At 69.1% G+C, this 14,606-nt stretch carries 24 protein-coding genes and 1 tRNA gene; 12 read left to right on the forward strand and 13 right to left on the reverse strand.

All coding sequences use genetic code 11. The features are described from left to right. Positions 1-50 precede the first annotated feature (50 nt). Complete coding sequence (locus KUG38_RS13885; RefSeq protein WP_286196049.1) at positions 51-455, forward strand: VOC family protein; 405 nt, start codon at positions 51-53, stop codon at positions 453-455. On the opposite strand, the gene KUG38_RS13890 is transcribed toward KUG38_RS13885, so the two are convergent. From KUG38_RS13890 to KUG38_RS13905, 4 genes are all read right to left on the reverse strand, one after another. After that, positions 452-736, reverse strand: a complete 285-nt coding sequence (locus KUG38_RS13890) for a hypothetical protein (protein ID WP_216922648.1) — start codon at positions 734-736, stop codon at positions 452-454. The two genes, KUG38_RS13885 and KUG38_RS13890, sit on opposite strands and share 4 nt — an antisense overlap. A gap of 79 nt (positions 737-815) precedes the next feature. Next, positions 816-1,511 carry a DJ-1/PfpI family protein gene (locus tag KUG38_RS13895; protein WP_216922649.1) on the reverse strand — a complete coding sequence of 232 codons (696 nt, stop codon included), beginning with the start codon at positions 1,509-1,511 and terminating at the stop codon, positions 816-818. Between the two features lie 173 nt (positions 1,512-1,684). Further along, a complete protein-coding gene (locus KUG38_RS13900) occupies positions 1,685-2,404 on the reverse strand; it encodes a DUF2459 domain-containing protein (RefSeq protein ID WP_216922650.1) in 720 nt (239 codons plus the stop codon). Further along, positions 2,404-2,487 (reverse strand) — tRNA-Leu (locus tag KUG38_RS13905). The genes KUG38_RS13900 and KUG38_RS13905 overlap by 1 nt, the downstream gene beginning before the upstream one ends. Before the next feature lie 41 nt (positions 2,488-2,528). On the opposite strand from KUG38_RS13905, the gene KUG38_RS13910 reads away from it, so the two are divergent. The 5 genes from KUG38_RS13910 to KUG38_RS13930 all read left to right on the forward strand — a co-directional run bounded on the left by KUG38_RS13910 (position 2,529) and on the right by KUG38_RS13930 (position 5,081). Beyond that, positions 2,529-2,768 carry an NAD(P)H-quinone oxidoreductase subunit L gene (locus tag KUG38_RS13910; RefSeq protein ID WP_216915774.1) on the forward strand — a complete coding sequence of 80 codons (240 nt, stop codon included), beginning with the start codon at positions 2,529-2,531 and terminating at the stop codon, positions 2,766-2,768. A gap of 3 nt (positions 2,769-2,771) precedes the next feature. Continuing rightward, on the forward strand, positions 2,772-3,107 hold the full coding sequence (locus KUG38_RS13915; RefSeq protein WP_216922652.1) for a DUF3007 family protein: 336 nt from the start codon (positions 2,772-2,774) through the stop codon (positions 3,105-3,107). A gap of 63 nt (positions 3,108-3,170) precedes the next feature. Then, positions 3,171-4,016, forward strand: coding sequence for a tryptophan synthase subunit alpha (gene trpA, locus KUG38_RS13920; RefSeq protein ID WP_216922654.1), 846 nt, complete (start codon positions 3,171-3,173; stop codon positions 4,014-4,016). Between the two features lie 111 nt (positions 4,017-4,127). Further along, positions 4,128-4,766: a DUF938 domain-containing protein gene (locus tag KUG38_RS13925; protein WP_216922657.1), complete on the forward strand. Its 639-nt coding sequence runs from the start codon at positions 4,128-4,130 to the stop codon at positions 4,764-4,766. A 48-nt stretch (positions 4,767-4,814) separates the two neighbouring features. Then, a complete protein-coding gene (locus tag KUG38_RS13930) occupies positions 4,815-5,081 on the forward strand; it encodes a YciI family protein (protein ID WP_216922665.1) in 267 nt (88 codons plus the stop codon). Between the two features lie 12 nt (positions 5,082-5,093). Here KUG38_RS13930 and KUG38_RS17170 read toward each other — a convergent pair whose 3' ends face one another. Both KUG38_RS17170 and KUG38_RS13940 read right to left on the reverse strand, forming a co-directional pair. Further along, positions 5,094-5,546: a c-type cytochrome gene (locus tag KUG38_RS17170; protein ID WP_353617824.1), complete on the reverse strand. Its 453-nt coding sequence runs from the start codon at positions 5,544-5,546 to the stop codon at positions 5,094-5,096. Further along, the gene (locus KUG38_RS13940) at positions 5,543-5,905 is read right to left on the reverse strand and encodes an AbrB family transcriptional regulator (protein WP_015110844.1); all 363 of its coding nucleotides are present in this window, start codon (positions 5,903-5,905) and stop codon (positions 5,543-5,545) included. The genes KUG38_RS17170 and KUG38_RS13940 overlap by 4 nt, the downstream gene beginning before the upstream one ends. A 103-nt stretch (positions 5,906-6,008) precedes the next feature. On the opposite strand from KUG38_RS13940, the gene KUG38_RS13945 reads away from it, so the two are divergent. Beyond that, positions 6,009-6,485, forward strand: a complete 477-nt coding sequence (locus KUG38_RS13945; RefSeq protein WP_216922666.1) for a GNAT family N-acetyltransferase — start codon at positions 6,009-6,011, stop codon at positions 6,483-6,485. Positions 6,486-6,504: 19 nt separating this feature from the next. After that, on the forward strand, positions 6,505-7,056 hold the full coding sequence (locus KUG38_RS13950) for a Nif11 domain/cupin domain-containing protein (protein ID WP_216922667.1): 552 nt from the start codon (positions 6,505-6,507) through the stop codon (positions 7,054-7,056). On the opposite strand, the gene KUG38_RS13955 is transcribed toward KUG38_RS13950, so the two are convergent. The 5 genes from KUG38_RS13955 to KUG38_RS13975 all read right to left on the reverse strand — a co-directional run bounded on the left by KUG38_RS13955 (position 6,962) and on the right by KUG38_RS13975 (position 9,666). Beyond that, entirely contained in the window at positions 6,962-7,513 is a 552-nt protein-coding gene (locus KUG38_RS13955) for a phosphate-starvation-inducible PsiE family protein (RefSeq protein WP_216922668.1), read from the reverse strand. The genes KUG38_RS13950 and KUG38_RS13955 overlap by 95 nt on opposite strands. Beyond that, on the reverse strand, positions 7,513-7,782 hold the full coding sequence (locus KUG38_RS13960; protein ID WP_216922669.1) for a hypothetical protein: 270 nt from the start codon (positions 7,780-7,782) through the stop codon (positions 7,513-7,515). Before KUG38_RS13960 ends, KUG38_RS13955 begins: the two co-directional genes overlap by 1 nt. A 77-nt stretch (positions 7,783-7,859) precedes the next feature. After that, positions 7,860-8,201 carry a hypothetical protein gene (locus KUG38_RS13965; RefSeq protein WP_216922670.1) on the reverse strand — a complete coding sequence of 114 codons (342 nt, stop codon included), beginning with the start codon at positions 8,199-8,201 and terminating at the stop codon, positions 7,860-7,862. A gap of 9 nt (positions 8,202-8,210) precedes the next feature. After that, positions 8,211-8,648: a YkvA family protein gene (locus tag KUG38_RS13970; RefSeq protein ID WP_286196054.1), complete on the reverse strand. Its 438-nt coding sequence runs from the start codon at positions 8,646-8,648 to the stop codon at positions 8,211-8,213. A 97-nt stretch (positions 8,649-8,745) separates the two neighbouring features. Then, positions 8,746-9,666, reverse strand: coding sequence for a sigma-70 family RNA polymerase sigma factor (locus tag KUG38_RS13975; protein ID WP_094584797.1), 921 nt, complete (start codon positions 9,664-9,666; stop codon positions 8,746-8,748). A 219-nt stretch (positions 9,667-9,885) separates the two neighbouring features. Here KUG38_RS13975 and KUG38_RS13980 point away from each other — a divergent pair, with 219 nt between their 5' ends. Together KUG38_RS13980 and KUG38_RS13985 are read left to right on the forward strand one after the other, a co-directional pair. Further along, positions 9,886-10,374: a DUF2214 family protein gene (locus tag KUG38_RS13980; protein WP_216922671.1), complete on the forward strand. Its 489-nt coding sequence runs from the start codon at positions 9,886-9,888 to the stop codon at positions 10,372-10,374. After that, on the forward strand, positions 10,374-11,162 hold the full coding sequence (locus KUG38_RS13985) for a zinc metalloprotease (RefSeq protein ID WP_216922672.1): 789 nt from the start codon (positions 10,374-10,376) through the stop codon (positions 11,160-11,162). Before KUG38_RS13980 ends, KUG38_RS13985 begins: the two co-directional genes overlap by 1 nt. On the opposite strand, the gene KUG38_RS13990 is transcribed toward KUG38_RS13985, so the two are convergent. Beyond that, positions 11,123-11,929 (reverse strand): metal ABC transporter ATP-binding protein, encoded by an 807-nt coding sequence (locus tag KUG38_RS13990; RefSeq protein WP_216922674.1) that lies wholly within the window; start codon positions 11,927-11,929, stop codon positions 11,123-11,125. The genes KUG38_RS13985 and KUG38_RS13990 overlap by 40 nt on opposite strands. Before the next feature lie 95 nt (positions 11,930-12,024). On the opposite strand from KUG38_RS13990, the gene KUG38_RS13995 reads away from it, so the two are divergent. Together KUG38_RS13995 and KUG38_RS14000 are read left to right on the forward strand one after the other, a co-directional pair. Beyond that, entirely contained in the window at positions 12,025-12,696 is a 672-nt protein-coding gene (locus KUG38_RS13995) for an SDR family oxidoreductase (RefSeq protein ID WP_216922676.1), read from the forward strand. Between the two features lie 36 nt (positions 12,697-12,732). After that, on the forward strand, positions 12,733-13,698 hold the full coding sequence (locus KUG38_RS14000; protein WP_216922678.1) for an N-acetylmuramoyl-L-alanine amidase-like domain-containing protein: 966 nt from the start codon (positions 12,733-12,735) through the stop codon (positions 13,696-13,698). Here the strand turns inward: KUG38_RS14000 and KUG38_RS14005 are convergent. Continuing rightward, positions 13,682-14,606: calcium-binding protein (locus KUG38_RS14005; protein ID WP_286196055.1), on the reverse strand; the 925-nt coding region annotated here is incomplete at its 5' end. The two genes, KUG38_RS14000 and KUG38_RS14005, sit on opposite strands and share 17 nt — an antisense overlap.

Genomic DNA, 14,606 nt, shown 5'->3' on the forward strand with positions numbered 1-14,606 from the left:
ACTTGCAACGGCCGGCGACACTGGGAGGCGAGCGAACGGAGGCCACGGCCATGGAGATCGCAGGGATCGACCATGTGGTGCTGCGCTGCAGGGATCTGGAGCGGATGGAGCGCTTCTACACCGAGGTGCTGGGTTGCGCTGTGGCGCGACGCAATGAAGCCCTGGGAATGATCCACCTGAGGGCCGGCAACGCCCTGATCGATCTGGCGGCGGTCAGCGGCGAGCTGGGTCGCCGGGGAGGGGCGGCACCGGGGCCGGACGGCCACAACCTGGATCACTTCTGCCTGCGGATCGACCCCTTCGACGAAGCCGCCCTGCGGGCCCATCTGCGCCGTCAGGGCATCGATGCCGGCCCCCTGCATCACACCTACGGGGCGGAAGGTGTGGGGCCGGCCCTCTACCTGGAGGATCCGGAAGGGAACAGCATCGAGTTGAAGGGCCCCGGATCGGTTTAACCGCGCCAGGTGGGCACACCACCGTGGGCCAGGGTGCCGCGTTGGCGCCAGAGCGCCGCCGGACTGACGCCGATGCCGTGACAGTGCGCCAGATCAGCCGCTTTCTGCGGCGAATCGGATGCACTCAGGGCGGCGGCAAACTGCGGATCGCAACGCGCCAGTTCCTTCACCAGATGGAGGGCTTCGGTGGCGTTGGCATGGGGCTGAACAGCAACCTCGGTGGGAGGCGTTTCGAGGGTGGATTCGTAGGTGGATTTACTGGTGAATTCGCAGGTGGACATGGGATTTCCTCTTCTCTTTCCCTGACCCTAATGGATCGGAATCATCAGCGAGATAAGTGGAAACACCCATCCCATCGCTTCATGATTCCGAACATGATGATCTGAAATAGGATGATCCCTTCCCACGGCTGGCGGCATCGCCATAAATTCTCGTCGCAGGGAAGTATTCCGACTCCAATTGCACTGTTGCCGCCACATCTTCCCCGGCAGTTTCCGCAATGAAATGCAGCGTGAGATCGATGCCGGAGGAGATGCCCGCCGCCGTCCAGATAGCCCCGTCTCGGATGAAGCGCTCCTCCACTACCTCCACGTCGCCGAGGGCCCGCAGGCGATCAAGGGAGGCCCAGTGGGTGGTGGCCCGCCGGCCGCTGAGCAGGCCGGCGGCGTGCAGCAGGAAGGAGCCGGTGCAGACGGAGAGCACCGCCCGGCAGCCGGCCGCCTGGCGCCGGATGAAGGCGATCAGCTCGGGGTTGGCCACTTCGGTGCGGGTGCCCTGGCCCCCCGGCACCAGCAGCACATCCAGCGGTGGGGCCGTGGCGAAGCTGGCGTGGGGCAGCAGCAGCATCCCCTTGGCGCAGGTGATCGGGGCCTCCTCCTGGCCGATCAGCAGGCACTGGCTGGGGCCGCCGGGCTGGCGCGCCCAGATCGTGGCCATCTCCCAGGGGCCGACGGCATCGAGTTCCTCCACCCCGGGGAACAGCACGATGCCGAAACGGCCAGCAGTGGCACCGCGAGTGGCACCGGGAGTGGCACCGGCAGACAGGGCTGAATCCATCGTCAACCCCGCCCGCAGCTGCTCATCGTCGGCCGCCCTGGGTCTTCACCAGGAGCCAATGCTGAACAGCAGCTGCAGCAGGGCGAAACCCGCCAGGCAGGTGGCGGCCAGCAGAGGTGCGACATGTACCAACTTCGGGATCCCACGATGTCTCCGGTCTAGGCCTGGTGAGCTCACGGGGAAAGCCCGACCAACCGGCGGGTGTGGAGAGCCACAGACACAGTCGGAGATGAACTTTTGTCCCGGGTGGCGACGGGCCGGAAGCCCCGCAGGCGCCCTGACACCTGGGCCGCGACCACCACCCCGGTCGGCGCGCTGGCCAGTCCCGCCTCCCGCAGCCGCTGCACGGTCCACCAGTTGCAGTTGCGGCTCCAGAGATAGGCGGCGTGGGCGGGGAAGAACCGGCCCGGCTGGCCGGGGCGGGGCGGCAGGGGAGGCAGGCGCTCGCCGTCGCCGCCGCGCCGGACCGAGCGCTCCAGGGCGCCCAGCAGGGCCCGCAAGGTGGGAGCCTCCACCTGCCGCTCCCACACGGCGACCGTGCCCGCCAGCCGCGGCGGATCGGGGTGGCCGGCCAGGAAGAGCACAGAGTCGGTGGGCAGGAACAGGGCGGCGAGCACGGCCTGGGGACTGCGCTCTCCCCCGTGGAAATAGCGCCGGTCGCCCCAGGCCACCTCCAGGAACGGGGCCGCTTCCGCCCCGGGGGGACCGAGCCGCCAGCCGGGTGGCTGCTCCACCACGATCGCGGTGTGGTGGCCCCAGTCCGCCACCAGGACCGTGTAGTGACCCGCCGGAGGCTCGCTCAGCCGCACGAGGGGAGCACGGGGCTCGGGCACCACAACGGCGTGGAGGAGCGGCCGTCCCACCAGCTCCAGCAGGAGAGGAATGAACGGCATGGGGGCAGGGGGACTTGAACCCCCACAGCCTTGCGGCCTGCGGATTTTAAGTCCGCTGCGTCTACCAATTTCGCCATGCCCCCGCAGGGAGATCCTAGATTCGCCCCACTTCGCGACATCCCCGGTGGCCCTGAGCAGCCTGCCGCTCGACACCCTGCTGGTGATCGGCGCCTACCTGGCCCTGGCCGGCGCCTATCTCCTGGTGGTGCCCCTGGCCCTCTACTGGTGGATGCACAAGCGCTGGTACGTGATGGGCAAGATCGAGCGCACCGCCATCTACGGAATGGTGTTTCTGTTCTTCCCGGGGCTGATCCTGTTCGCCCCCTTCCTCAACCTGCGCATGGCGGGCCAGGGCGAGGCCTGATCCGTGACCCGCGCACAGGCCATCCTGCTGGGCCTGGTGGTCTTCGCCATCGGGGGTGGTGGCTACTGGGTGTTCCGCTCCAGCGGCCTGGAGGGCTTCTCCCCCGGCATCGCCGCCTCGGCGCTGCTGATGCTGGTGGTGCTCGGCTGGACCGCCAGCTACCTGCTGCGGGTGGTGGGCGGCAAGATGACCTACATGGAGCAGCGACGCCGCTACCGGGCCGCCTACGACGCCGTCACCGACGAGGAGCTGCAGCGCAAGTTCGAGGCCCTCAGCCCCGAAGAACAGGAGAAGCTGCTGGCCGAGGTGGGCCAGCTGCAGGCCGATGCCGAGATGTGAGCCCCTCGGACGGCCCACGGACGACCCCATAGGCTCAGGAACACCGTCCCGCCCTCCGGCCCGATGAGCGTCGCCGCCACCGCCGGCCCCAGCACCGCCCCCACCCTGATCCAGGAACGCTTCACCGCCCTGCGGGCCTCTGGGCGCTGCGCCCTGATGCCCTTCCTGATGGCGGGCGATCCCGATCTCTCGGTCACCGCCGCCAGCCTGCTGGCCCTGCAGGCCGCCGGTGCCGACCTGATCGAGCTGGGCATCCCCTACAGCGATCCCCTGGCCGATGGCCCGGTGATCCAGGCCGCCGCCAGCCGGGCCCTGGCGTCCGGCACCACCCCTGGCCGGGTTCTGGAGATGCTGGCATCCCTGCGGGGCCGGCTCACCGTGCCGGTGGTGCTGTTCACCTACAGCAACCCCCTGCTCAACCGCGGCATGGACAGCTTCTGCCGCGAAGCCGCCGCCGCCGGTGCCGCCGGCCTGGTGGTGCCCGATCTGCCGCTGGAGGAGGCCCAGAAGCTCTCCGCCATCGCCGCCGGCCATGGCCTGGATCTGGTGCTGCTGGTGGCGCCCAACACCCCGGCCGAGCGCATGGCCCGCATCCATGCCGCCAGCCGCGGCTTCACCTACCTGGTGAGCGTCACCGGGGTGACGGGGGTGCGCACCAGCCTGGAGGACCGGGTGGGTCCGCTGGTGGGGCGGCTGCGGGAGCTGGGCCCCACACCGGTGGCGGTGGGCTTCGGCATCGCCACGGGCGAGCAGGCCCTCCAGGTGCGCCGCTGGGGCGCCGACGGCGCCATCGTGGGCAGCGCCCTGGTCCGGCGCATGGCCTCGGCCCACCAAAGCGGCGCCGATGTGGCCGCCGATGCCGGCGCCTTCGCCGCCGAGCTGCGCGCGGCCCTCGACCAGCCGCTCTGAACCAGCCTCAGAGGACGGGAGCGCAGGCGCCCAGGGTCAGCGCCAGCAGCAGGACGGCGAGCAGGGAAGCAACAGGCATGGCCATGGGGCAGCTGCCCCCATGATGGGCCGATGGACGTCGATGCCCTGCCGTTCTCGCCCGCCTGCCTGCGCAACCAGGAGCCGATCCTGACGCTGCTGCGCCGCTGGCTGGCCCCCGGCGGCCGGGTGCTGGAGGTGGGCTCGGGCAGTGGCCAGCACGCCATCCATATGGCCCGCCATCTGCGGGGGGTGCGCTGGCAGCCGAGCGAGCGGCAGGAGGCCCTGGCCGGCCTGGCCGCGCGCATCGCCCTAGAGGGCGGGGACGGACTGGCCCCGGGGGCGCAGGTGGCGCCACCGCTGGTGCTGGATGTGACCCAGCCCCGCTGGCCCGCGGGCCCCTTCGAGGCCGTGTTCACGGCCAACACGCTGCACATCATGCCGGCGGCGGCGGTGCCCCACCTGCTGGCGGGTGGCGCCCGGGTGCTGGCCGCTGACGGCCTGCTGCTGATCTACGGGCCGTTCCGCTACGGCGAGCGCCACACCGCCGCCAGCAACGAAGCCTTCGACGTCCACCTGCGCCAGCTGGATCCGGCCATGGGAGTGCGCGACGCCGAGGCGATCCAGCGCGAGGCCACCGGCCTGGGGCTGCACCTGCAGGCCGATGCGGCGATGCCCGCCAACAACCGGCTGCTGGTGTTTCGGAAGAACGCCGAGGGGCGCGGGGGATGAAAGGCTGAGGGACGTTCACCTCGACCCGGCGGCCACCGCCGTTCGCCCATGAAATTCGTCCTCTGGGGCACCTACTGCGCTGATGTTCTCGAGCGCCGCACCCCCTACCGGGAGGAGCACCTGGCCGGACTGAAACGCCAGAAGGAGGAGGGCGTGCTGGTCACCCTGGGCCCCACGGCCGACACCCGCTTCGTGTTCGGCCTCTATGAGGCCGACGACCAGGAGGCGGTGGAGAGCCTCGTCAAGGGGGACATCTACTGGCGGCAGGGTATCTGGACCGCCGTGGAGATCCACCCCTGGATCCAGGCCTTCTGAGCAGGAGAAACTTCAGGCGCGGGGCCAGCCGTCGAGGGCCTGCTGCCACACCCAGGCCGCCACCGCCTCCGGCCCGCCCTCGCCGAGAGACTGGGCATAGCCACCCATCTGGCCCACACCGCCGGCGGCGATGGCGGCGATGGCCTCCGGGGAGGTGATGCCGTTGCGCTCCAGGGCCGCCATTTTGAGCGTCTTGCCGCGGCGGATGATGTTGCCCCCCTGGAGGTGGCAGCCGGCGCAGTGGGCCCCGAACAGGGAGCTGCCGGCGTCGAGAACGCTCAGCTTGAGAACGCTGCCGTCGATGACATCAGCCTCAAGGGCAGGCTCAAGGGCGACGGGCTCGGGCGGCGCGGCTGCCAGGGCCAGGGCGGCGCCGGGGAAGCCGAGGGCCGCCGGCGGCACGATCAGGCCCAGCAGCAGCAACAGGGCCACCAGGAACGACACCAGGCGACGCCAGGAAATCAATCCTCGTCGTCGGCGCTGCCGGCGGGGATCAGGCGGATCTGCTTGCGGCCCAGCTTGATCTCGAACTCATCGCCGGGCTTGAGATCCAGCATGGCGGTGTAGGCCTTGCCGATGAGCAGATTGCCGTTGCCCTGCACCGTGGCCACATAGCTGAGCTTGCGCCCGCCCTTACCCACCTTGCCGGCCGCACCGAACTCGACCCCTTTGGCCTCGAGCAGGGCCTCGTAGAAGGCGGTGAAGTTCAGGCGCTCGGCGCCATCCTTCTTGGTGGAAACATAGCCACAGGCCCGCACGATCTCGGACTTGCCGACATCGCCGAGTTCCTTGACCTTGGCCAGTAATTCCGATCCAGTCAGCATGGTATGTAAGTGGAGGCAGGTGAGAGGTTAGGGGTAAAACATACACCAGCGCGATCAGCCTTCCGCCGATAGCCGCCACAATCAATGCACAACCACCGCCTCGATGCTGCCGATCCGTCCACTCCGGCCCGATGATTGCCAGCAGCTGATCGCCGTGTATCACGAAGCGGTCATCAGCCAGGCCGGGAACCTCTACAGCCCGTCGCAGATCGAGGCCTGGTCGCAACAGGCCGGTCGCAATGATGACTTCCGGTCGTCATTGCTACGCGGCCATGGGTTGGTGAGCACCGCCCACCACGACGACACGATCATCGAGGCGTTTGCCCTTCTCGATCCCGCCGACCGACTCGCCCTGCTCTACTGCCGGGGCCGCTCCAGTCGACAGGGGCGGGCCAGCGCCCTGCTGGAGGCCCTGGAACAGCACGCCCGCTCCCGGGGGGTGGCTCGCTTGCGCACCGAGGCCAGTCAACTGTCGCGGCCGCTGCTGGAGCGGCGTGGCTGGGTGGTGGACGACGAAGAGACGGTGACGCTCGGCGGCGTCGCCTTCCTGCGCTGGCGGATGGGCAAGGATCTGCTCTGACGCCAGCCCACCCGCCCCCATGGCCGAAGCCCAGCTGCAGCAGTTCCTGGAGAAGGTGCGCCAGCTCAACGCCTTCGTGGCCCTGAGCGAGGCTGACCCCGGCCTGCGCCAGGCCCTGCGCGACTGCGGCGACCACCATCAGGTGGTGGCCCTGGCCCGCTCCCGGGGCTTCGAGATCGGCCGCCGCTGGGGGGAGGCGCCGCCGGGGGAGGGACCCGCGGCCGACGCGGGGGAGGGCGGGGCCTCCCTGGTGCGGAGCCCCTGCCCTGCCGACGGCGAAGAGGTCACCACCGTGCTGTTGCAGACGCCGCAGTTGCGGCTGGAGCGGATCCACTCCTGCAACGCCCGCAGCCCCGAGGGCTTCTGGTACGACCAGTCGGAGCATGAATGGGTGCTGCTGCTGCAGGGGAGTGCCCGGCTCCAGTTCGCCGATGAGGCCGAACCCCGCGCCCTGGCCTGCGGTGAGGCCCTGCTGATCAGTGCGGGTCGTTGGCACCGGCTGCTGGCGAGTGACCCGCCGCCTGGAACGATCTGGCTGGCCCTGTTCTGGCCTGCGCCTCCCGCTCATTGAGCTCCCGTTCACTGAGCTCCCGTTCATTGCTATGACGCACCATCCAGAAAGCCCCCGCCAGGCACAGCACCGCCACCCCCAGACCCACCACCAGCAAGGGTTTGTTCTCGGCGTAGGGGGGCAGCACGATCACCTTCCGGGCCACGGCGGTGATCGCCGTCAGCAGCACCAGCTCGATCTGCACCACGTGGCGACGCAGGTAGGAGGTGATGTTCTGCAGCACCTCGATGGCGATCAAGAGGTTGAGCAGATCACCCAGCACGGCGATGAGGCCCTCTCCCTCCCAGCGCACGGCGGGGTTGACCAGCTGGAAGCCCAGCTGGACCGAGAACTTGACGGCGGCCACGGCAAGCACCAGGAACAGCATGGCGGCCAGCACCTTGGCCACCAGGCGCTCGCCCTGGTCGATCAGGTGGAGGAAGGGCTTGTCCTGGAAGATCCGCTGCAGACGTCGCATCAGTTCTTGAACGGCTGATAGGTGGGCTGGGCCGGCGTGTCGCTGGGGGAGTTCTCGATCACCGTGTCGCAGGTGACGGAGCCATCCGCTCCGGTGACGCAGTTGGTGGGCTTGATCTGGGTTTCCGGGCCCACATTGCCACCCCGCTTGAGCATGAAGGACTCCACCTGGGCCTGGGCCGCAGCGGTGAAGCTCAGGCCGGCCACCAGGGCTGTGGCGGTCCGCAGGGACCAGGGGAGGGCGCGGTGCAGGACGGCGGAGGCGTTCATGGCGGTGGGCGTCGGCTGGGGCCGCGGCATCGTTCAGACCCCACTCTGGGGGCTGGTCGCCTGGCCCGCCAGCTCGTTCAGGCCCCGCCGTCCGCTCGGATTTCCTGCAGCAGCAGGTCCAGCTGTCCCATCGAATCCTCAAGCAGGCCATCGTCTGCAGCCGGATCCGCTTCGCCGCCGGGTTCCTCGCAGAGCCAGCCGGCCTCGATGGCGCAGAGCCGTTCCGCCAGCCCGGCGGCGCCCTGGCGGCTCCAGATCAGGTGCAGCTCGGCGATCAGCACGGGCATGCGGATCGAGCCGGCCCGCAGGGCCCGACGCAGGTCGGACTGGGTGCGGCCGCTGAGGCGCAACCAGTCCTTGAGCAGGCTCTGGAGCTCGTCGAGCTGCTCCGGGCTGAGGGTGGGGGCGGAGGCGGGCATCGCCGGACCCTACCCCTGCCGGCGGGAGAGGGGAAACCAGCGGTCGAGCCGGCTCTGGGCCCGGGTGCGGATCGCCGGGGTGCGATGGGTGCTGCAGAGCCCCAGCAGGGCGGTGAGGGCCACCATGTCGTCGCTGAAGCCGGCCGCCGGGATGAAGTCGGGGATCACATCGAGGGGCAGCAGCAGGTAGGTGAGGGCCGCCAGGACCGTCAGCCGCACCTGGGGCGGCGTGCCGCCATCGAGCAACAGCTCCAGGCACTCGAAGGCGGGGCGGGCGATGGTGCGACCGGCCCGGCGCAGCAGCCGCACCAGCAGGGCCTCATCGACGACCGAACTTTCGAGCACCTCGGCGTCGACGGGATCCTGGCCGGCGCCGGTCTGGGAAGAGGTGGCCTGGTCAGAGGTGGCCTGGTCAGCAAAGGCAGTGGCCGAAGGGGCACCAGCCATGGCGATCTGCTCGGAGAGAGGAACACGCCACGGGAAGGGCGTCAGCTCATTCTGCGGGCGCTGGCGGCGGAAGGACGAGGGGCGGATCCCCCTCCCTTCACTCCTCCACCAGGCCGCTCTCGATGCCTGTCTTGCGGAGCTTGCGCAGGGCCCGCTGCACCACCTGGCGGCAGTACTCGCGGCTGCACTCCAGCTGCCGCGCCACCTCGGCCAGGGTGCGCCACTCGTGGCTGCCGTCGAGCCCGAAGCGCAGCATCACCACCGTGCGTTCCTTGGGGGTGAGGTTGGACTTCTCCAGGAGCGTCCAGACCGATTCGGTGCGCTCGGCCTGCTCGGCACGCTCCATCGGCGCCGGCTCGTTGCTGGGCAGCACGTCGACCAGCTCGGAGGGATCGGCCTTGGAGCGCACGGCCCCCTGCAGGCTCACGGTGACGCTGCGGAGCTCACAGCCCAGCAGATCCTCCACCTCGGCCACGGGCAACCCCATGGCGGTGGCCAGCTCGGCGGCGTTGGGGGAGGAGCCGTGGGACTGGAGGTGGCGCGCCTTGGCGGCCCGCAGGCGGGTGAGCTTCTCGTTGACGTTGACCGGAATCCGGATCGTGCGGCTCTGGGTGGAGAGGGCCCGGTTCAGACCCTGACGAATCCACCAGTAGGCATAAGTGCTGAATCGGTGACCGCGGGTGGGGTCGAACTTCTCGACCGCGCGTGTCAGACCGATGGTTCCTTCCTGGATCAGGTCAAGCAGATCCAGACCCTTGCCTTGATAACGCTTGGCGAGGTTGACGACGAGCCGCAGATTGGCTGTCACCATTTGCTGTTTTGCGCGCTCCCCGGTGCGCAGCGTGCGCCTCTCGAGATCATTGAAATCGCAGGCAGGGCCGCTGCCGCCGGCCTGGGAGCAACGCTCGTTGAGGCTCACCATCGCCTGAACTTTCCGCCCGAGCGTGAGCTCCTGCTCAGGGGTGAGCAGCTGATGGCGGCCAATCTCGCCGAGAAAGGCACTGAGGGAACTCGCCATAGAGCATCTGAATCGCTGTGTCGAACCTAGGGTTGTTTCCGGATGTTCCTGAAACGAACAGAAAGCCTTCAGTGTTCCGTTGCGGCTTCCACATACGGACCCTGATCTCGCCAGTTGTTTCCATAATTTGTGCTGATTTGCTCTTTCCAGTGCCGTCCCGGGTTCCCGGCGCCCGGGAGCCAGCCGCTACCGTCCGGGTCGACCACCTGACACCAGCCGATGGCCGGGCTTCTCTCCATCCCCTCCGAGGTGCTCTCCAGCGCCGGAGTGGCCTACGTCCACTACCTGAGCTTCATGGTCTGCTTCGGGGCCCTGGTGCTGGAGCGGCGCCTGATCCGGCCCGACCCTGACCGCAAGGACGCGATCCTGATGGTGATCACGGACGTGACCTACGGCCTGGCCGCCCTGGGGGTGCTGCTCAGCGGCATCCTGCGGGTGCTCTATTTCGGCCAGGGCTCCAGCTTCTACACCGAGAACCCCCTGTTCTGGTGGAAGGTGGGCACCTACCTGGCGGTGGGCGGCCTCTCCCTCTACCCCACCATCACCTACATCCTCTGGGCCATCCCCCTGCGCAAGGGGGAGCTGCCCAAAGTCAGCGAGGCCCTGGCCAACCGCCTGCGCTGGGTGCTCAACATCGAGCTGGCGGGCTTCGCCGCCATTCCCCTGATGGCCGCCCTGATGGCCCGCGGCGTCGGTCTGGCGGGCTGATGGTCCGGCGCTGGCCGCTCGGGCTGGTGCTGGGCGGTGCCGTGGCCGCCCTGCTGCTGCCGGCGCTGGCAGGGCCCCCGCCAGCGCCCGGGCCCACCTGTGCGGCCATCGTCGCCAGCCGGACGATGCCGGAAGCCACGCCGCCCGTACTGGCTGAGCCACCCCCACCTGCGGCGCCCACCGACTACCGGCAGTGGCTGCGGCCCACGCCCTTCGGCTGGGCCCGGCTTGATCACTGGTGCGTCTGGGTGGAGCCGGCGGCCAGCGAAGGGCCATCCCGGATGTGGGACGAGCGCTGGCTCGCCGCGGTGGAGCGGGCCCTGGGGAGCTGGGGTCAGGAGCTGGCGATCACCCGGGTGGCGGACCCGGCGGCGGCCCAGGTGCGGATCCTGCGGCGCCGGCCTCCCCTGCGCCGGGAGGCCTCCGGCCGCCCACGGGCCAGCCATGGCCGGGCCGAGCTGGCGGTGCTGGCGGTGGATCGGGGCACGGGCTGGATCCTGGAGCCCCAGGTGCGGGTGCTGATCAGCCCGGGACAGCGGCCCGAGGCCACCGAAGCCACCGCCCTGCATGAGCTGGGCCATGCCTTCGGCCTGTGGGGCCACAGCGATGATCCGGACGACGCGATGGCGGCCGTGCCGGGGCCCCGGCCGGTGCTGGTGCTCAGCCCAAGGGATCGGGCCACCCTGCGCTGGCTGCTCCAGCAGCCCACCGACTTCGGCCGACCCGTGCCGGCGGCAGCGGTGCCCGCTCAGCCCGGCGGGGCGTCCTCAGGTGGCGCTGGCCGCTGAGCAGGGTGCCGGTGGTGGTAGGGAACGAAACCGAGGCCGTAGATCTGCTCGAGCCGGGAGGGGCTGAGGGCGTGGTCGGGGGTGCCGTGGCAGCGGAGGCTGCGGTTGAGGCAGAGCACGCCGTCGCAGGTGCGGCGCACCATCTCCAGATCGTGGGAGACCTGGAGGATCGTCCAGCCCTCGCTGCGGCGCAGCTGGTAGAGGAGGGTGTGGAACTGCTCGGCGGCGCGGGCATCGAGGCCGGCCTGGGCCTCATCGAGCACCAGCAGGCGGCGGGGGCGCACCACGCAGGAGGCCAGCAGCACCCGCTTCAGCTGGCCGCCGGAGAGTTCCGAGAGCAGCCGGTCGGCCAGGTCGGCGCAGAGGGTCTTGCGCAGGGCGGCGCGGACGGCGCTGCGGCGGGCCTCGCGGCCCAGCCAGGGCAGGGCCAGGCCCGGCGGATCCCAGCCGAGGCCGACGAACTCGGCCACCGTGAGCGGGAAGCGGCCCCGGGGGATCAGGGTCTGGGGCAGATAGGCGAGCCGGGCGCGCAGCTCGCGGGGCAGCTGGCCGTGGCTGCCGAGGCTGCAGCCCAGGAAGCGCACCTGGCCGGCCTGGCGGGGCAGGATGCCGAGGATGGCCTGCACCAGGGTGCTCTTGCCGGCCCCGTTAGGCCCGACCAGGGCCGTGTCGGACTCGGCCAGCAGCTGGAAGCTGACGTCATCGACCGCCGTGACACCTTCGCGCCGGACGCTCAGGTGGCTGACATCGAGAACCACTTCCGCCATGGCTGCAGCCTACCCAGCCACTCCCTTGCTGGCCGTCGCCATCCAAACCTGTGGGCCACGAGAATGGACGTCAATGCTCTGGACCCAGACCGCCCATGACCTGCCTCGCCGTGACCGGAGCTTCAGGCAAGACGGGCTGGCGGGTGGTGGAAGAGGCCCTGGGCCGGGGCTGGCGGGTGAAGGCGATCCTGCGGCCCGCCTCAGAGGTGCCGCCAGGGCTGGCCGGTGCGGAGCTGGTGCGGCTGGAGCTGGGTGATGCGGAGGCCCTCGGGGCGGCGCTTGCGGGCTGCGACGCCCTGGTGATCGCCACCGGGGCGCGGCCGTCGGTGGATCTGGCCGGGCCGCTGAAGGTGGATGCCCTGGCGATGCGCCCCCAGATCGATGCCTGCAAAGCCGCTGGTGTGAAGCGGGTGGTGCTGGTGAGCTCCCTGTGCAGCGGCCGCTGGCTGCACCCGCTCAATCTCTTCGGGCTGATCCTGGTGTGGAAGGGGGTGGGGGAGCGCTGGCTGGCCGCCAGCGGCCTGGATTGGACGGTGGTGCGCCCCGGGGGGCTGAAGGAAACAGAAGAGGGGATCGAGGCCGAGGGGATCCGCTTCAGCGGGCCCGACCAGCAGGAGAGCGACAGCATTCCGCGGCGGCTGGTGGCACGGGTGTGCCTGGATGCGGTAGAGAGCCCGGCCGCCATCGGCCGCATCATCGAGATCACCAGCAGCGCGCAGCAGCCGGCGGTGGGGCTGGGGGAGTGGCTGGCGAGCAGCGCCGCCTGACGGCGGCTGTAGGGTCGCCGCGGCGGTGGCAGCTGGATGCGCAAACCCACTCTCCTGCTGGTGTTGGCGGTGCTGATGACGGCCGGTGCCAGCTTTGCGGCGGCCAACCTGCTGCTGCGCCACGCCACCCCGGCCAGCCCGCGCGTGGCGGCGGCGTTGCCGCCCCTGCCGGGGGGCGTGGTCCTGGGGGATCCGACACCGAAATTCGTGGGTGAAACGCGGGTGCTGGCGGCGGAGGCGATCGACGCCACCGCCTGGGCGCCGATGAATCAGGCGCTGGTGCAACTGGCGCGCCGCTTCCTCGACTACCCCTTCAAGGGGTTCTCCCTTGATGGCGGGCCTAAAGAGCAGCTGGTGCTGGATCTCAGCAACTTCGACTGCTTCCTGTTCGTAGAGCAGCTGCTGGCGCTGAGCAACAGCCGCAAGGTGGACACCCAGGACGAAGGGGTGGAGCGCTTCACGCAGCACGTGCGGCGGCTGCGCTACGTGGATGGCGAGGTGGACTACTGCCGCCGGCAGCACTACTTCAGCCGCTGGGCCGAGGCGGCCGAGCGCAACGGCTACGTGGTGAACCTCACCCCGTTCCTGCCGGGGGCCAGCAGCCGCACGGTGGCGCTCAACTTCATGAGCAACCACGTGGCCAGCTACAAGCCGATGCAGCTGGCCCGCAACAAACAGTGCATCACCGAGCTGGAGAAGAATCTGGTGCTGAACCAGGCCTACATCCCCCTGGCGGCACTGCCGGGGGTGCTGCCGTCACTGCGCAATGGGGACATCTTCTCGCTGGTGACGAAGGTGCCTGGACTGGATGTGACCCACGTGGGCTTCCTGGAGAAGCGCGACGGGGTGGTGGATGCCATCCACGCAGCGGAGGGGGCGGGGGTGATCCGCAGCAAGAACTTTGAGAGATACGCGGCGCGGGTGCCGGATGTGATCGGGGTGGCGATCTGGCGGCCGAGGCCGAACCCGGAGTTGGCTGCAGGGGCTAAGCCGGGGGGATGAGGGCAAGGACGTCGGCTTCGCCGAAGGTGACACCATTGGAGAAGCGAAAAGTCTCAATCCCGTAGTCCCTGGAGAGGAAGTAGTTCGAAACCACCAACTGATCCCTGGTGGAAAATCTCATTTCAAGGTGAACCCCCTGCCTTCGAGTCGACACAAGATCAGTGGATCGCAGATTGGAGAAGGTTACGGCGTCCTTGCTGATCAGGTTGGGTTCATAGTCAGTGATGGTCTTGGTGGAACCGCTCCTGACAATCACATAGGTATCATCACCCTCGCCACCGACGAGGGTGTCATTACCCGTACCGGAGATAAGGCGGTCACGCCCTCTGCCACCATGAAGCGCATCATGACCAGCGCCACCATCAAGGATGTCATCGCCATCTCCCCCATGCAGAGTGTCGTTGCCATTCCCTCCTGTCAGAGCATCATTCAGAACACCCCCATACAGAAGATCATGGCCATCCAACCCATTGATTCGGTTAGCCATATCGTTGAAGCCACCAAGTGTGTCATTCCCTGCCGTGGCACCACTGACCACGACGCGGTCGCGAAGATGGCCATCCCCCCAGACAACACCGTTTGCGAACTGGAAGGCCTCTATTCGATGGACTTCTGAGGCAAAATAGTTCTCGACCTTCAACTGGCCGCCTCGAGAGTCGCGCAGCGTCAGATGGTTCCCATGACGCTCAGTCGATGTGATGTCCTGGGAACGCACGGTCTGATACTGGACAACATCACGGTTGCCGCTCTCATAATCCGTATCAATGATCTCCTTTCGCTCGCCGCCCTGCCCAATCACATACACGTCATCACCGATCCCGCCGTTCAGGCTGTCATTGCCGCTCCCCGACACCAGCCAGTCACGGCCCGCGCCGCCATGCAGCAGGTCATCGCCCGCTCCGCCATCG

It is taken from the genome of Synechococcus sp. CCAP 1479/9 (assembly GCF_019038535.1).
Lineage (GTDB): Bacteria > Cyanobacteriota > Cyanobacteriia > PCC-6307 > Cyanobiaceae > Cyanobium.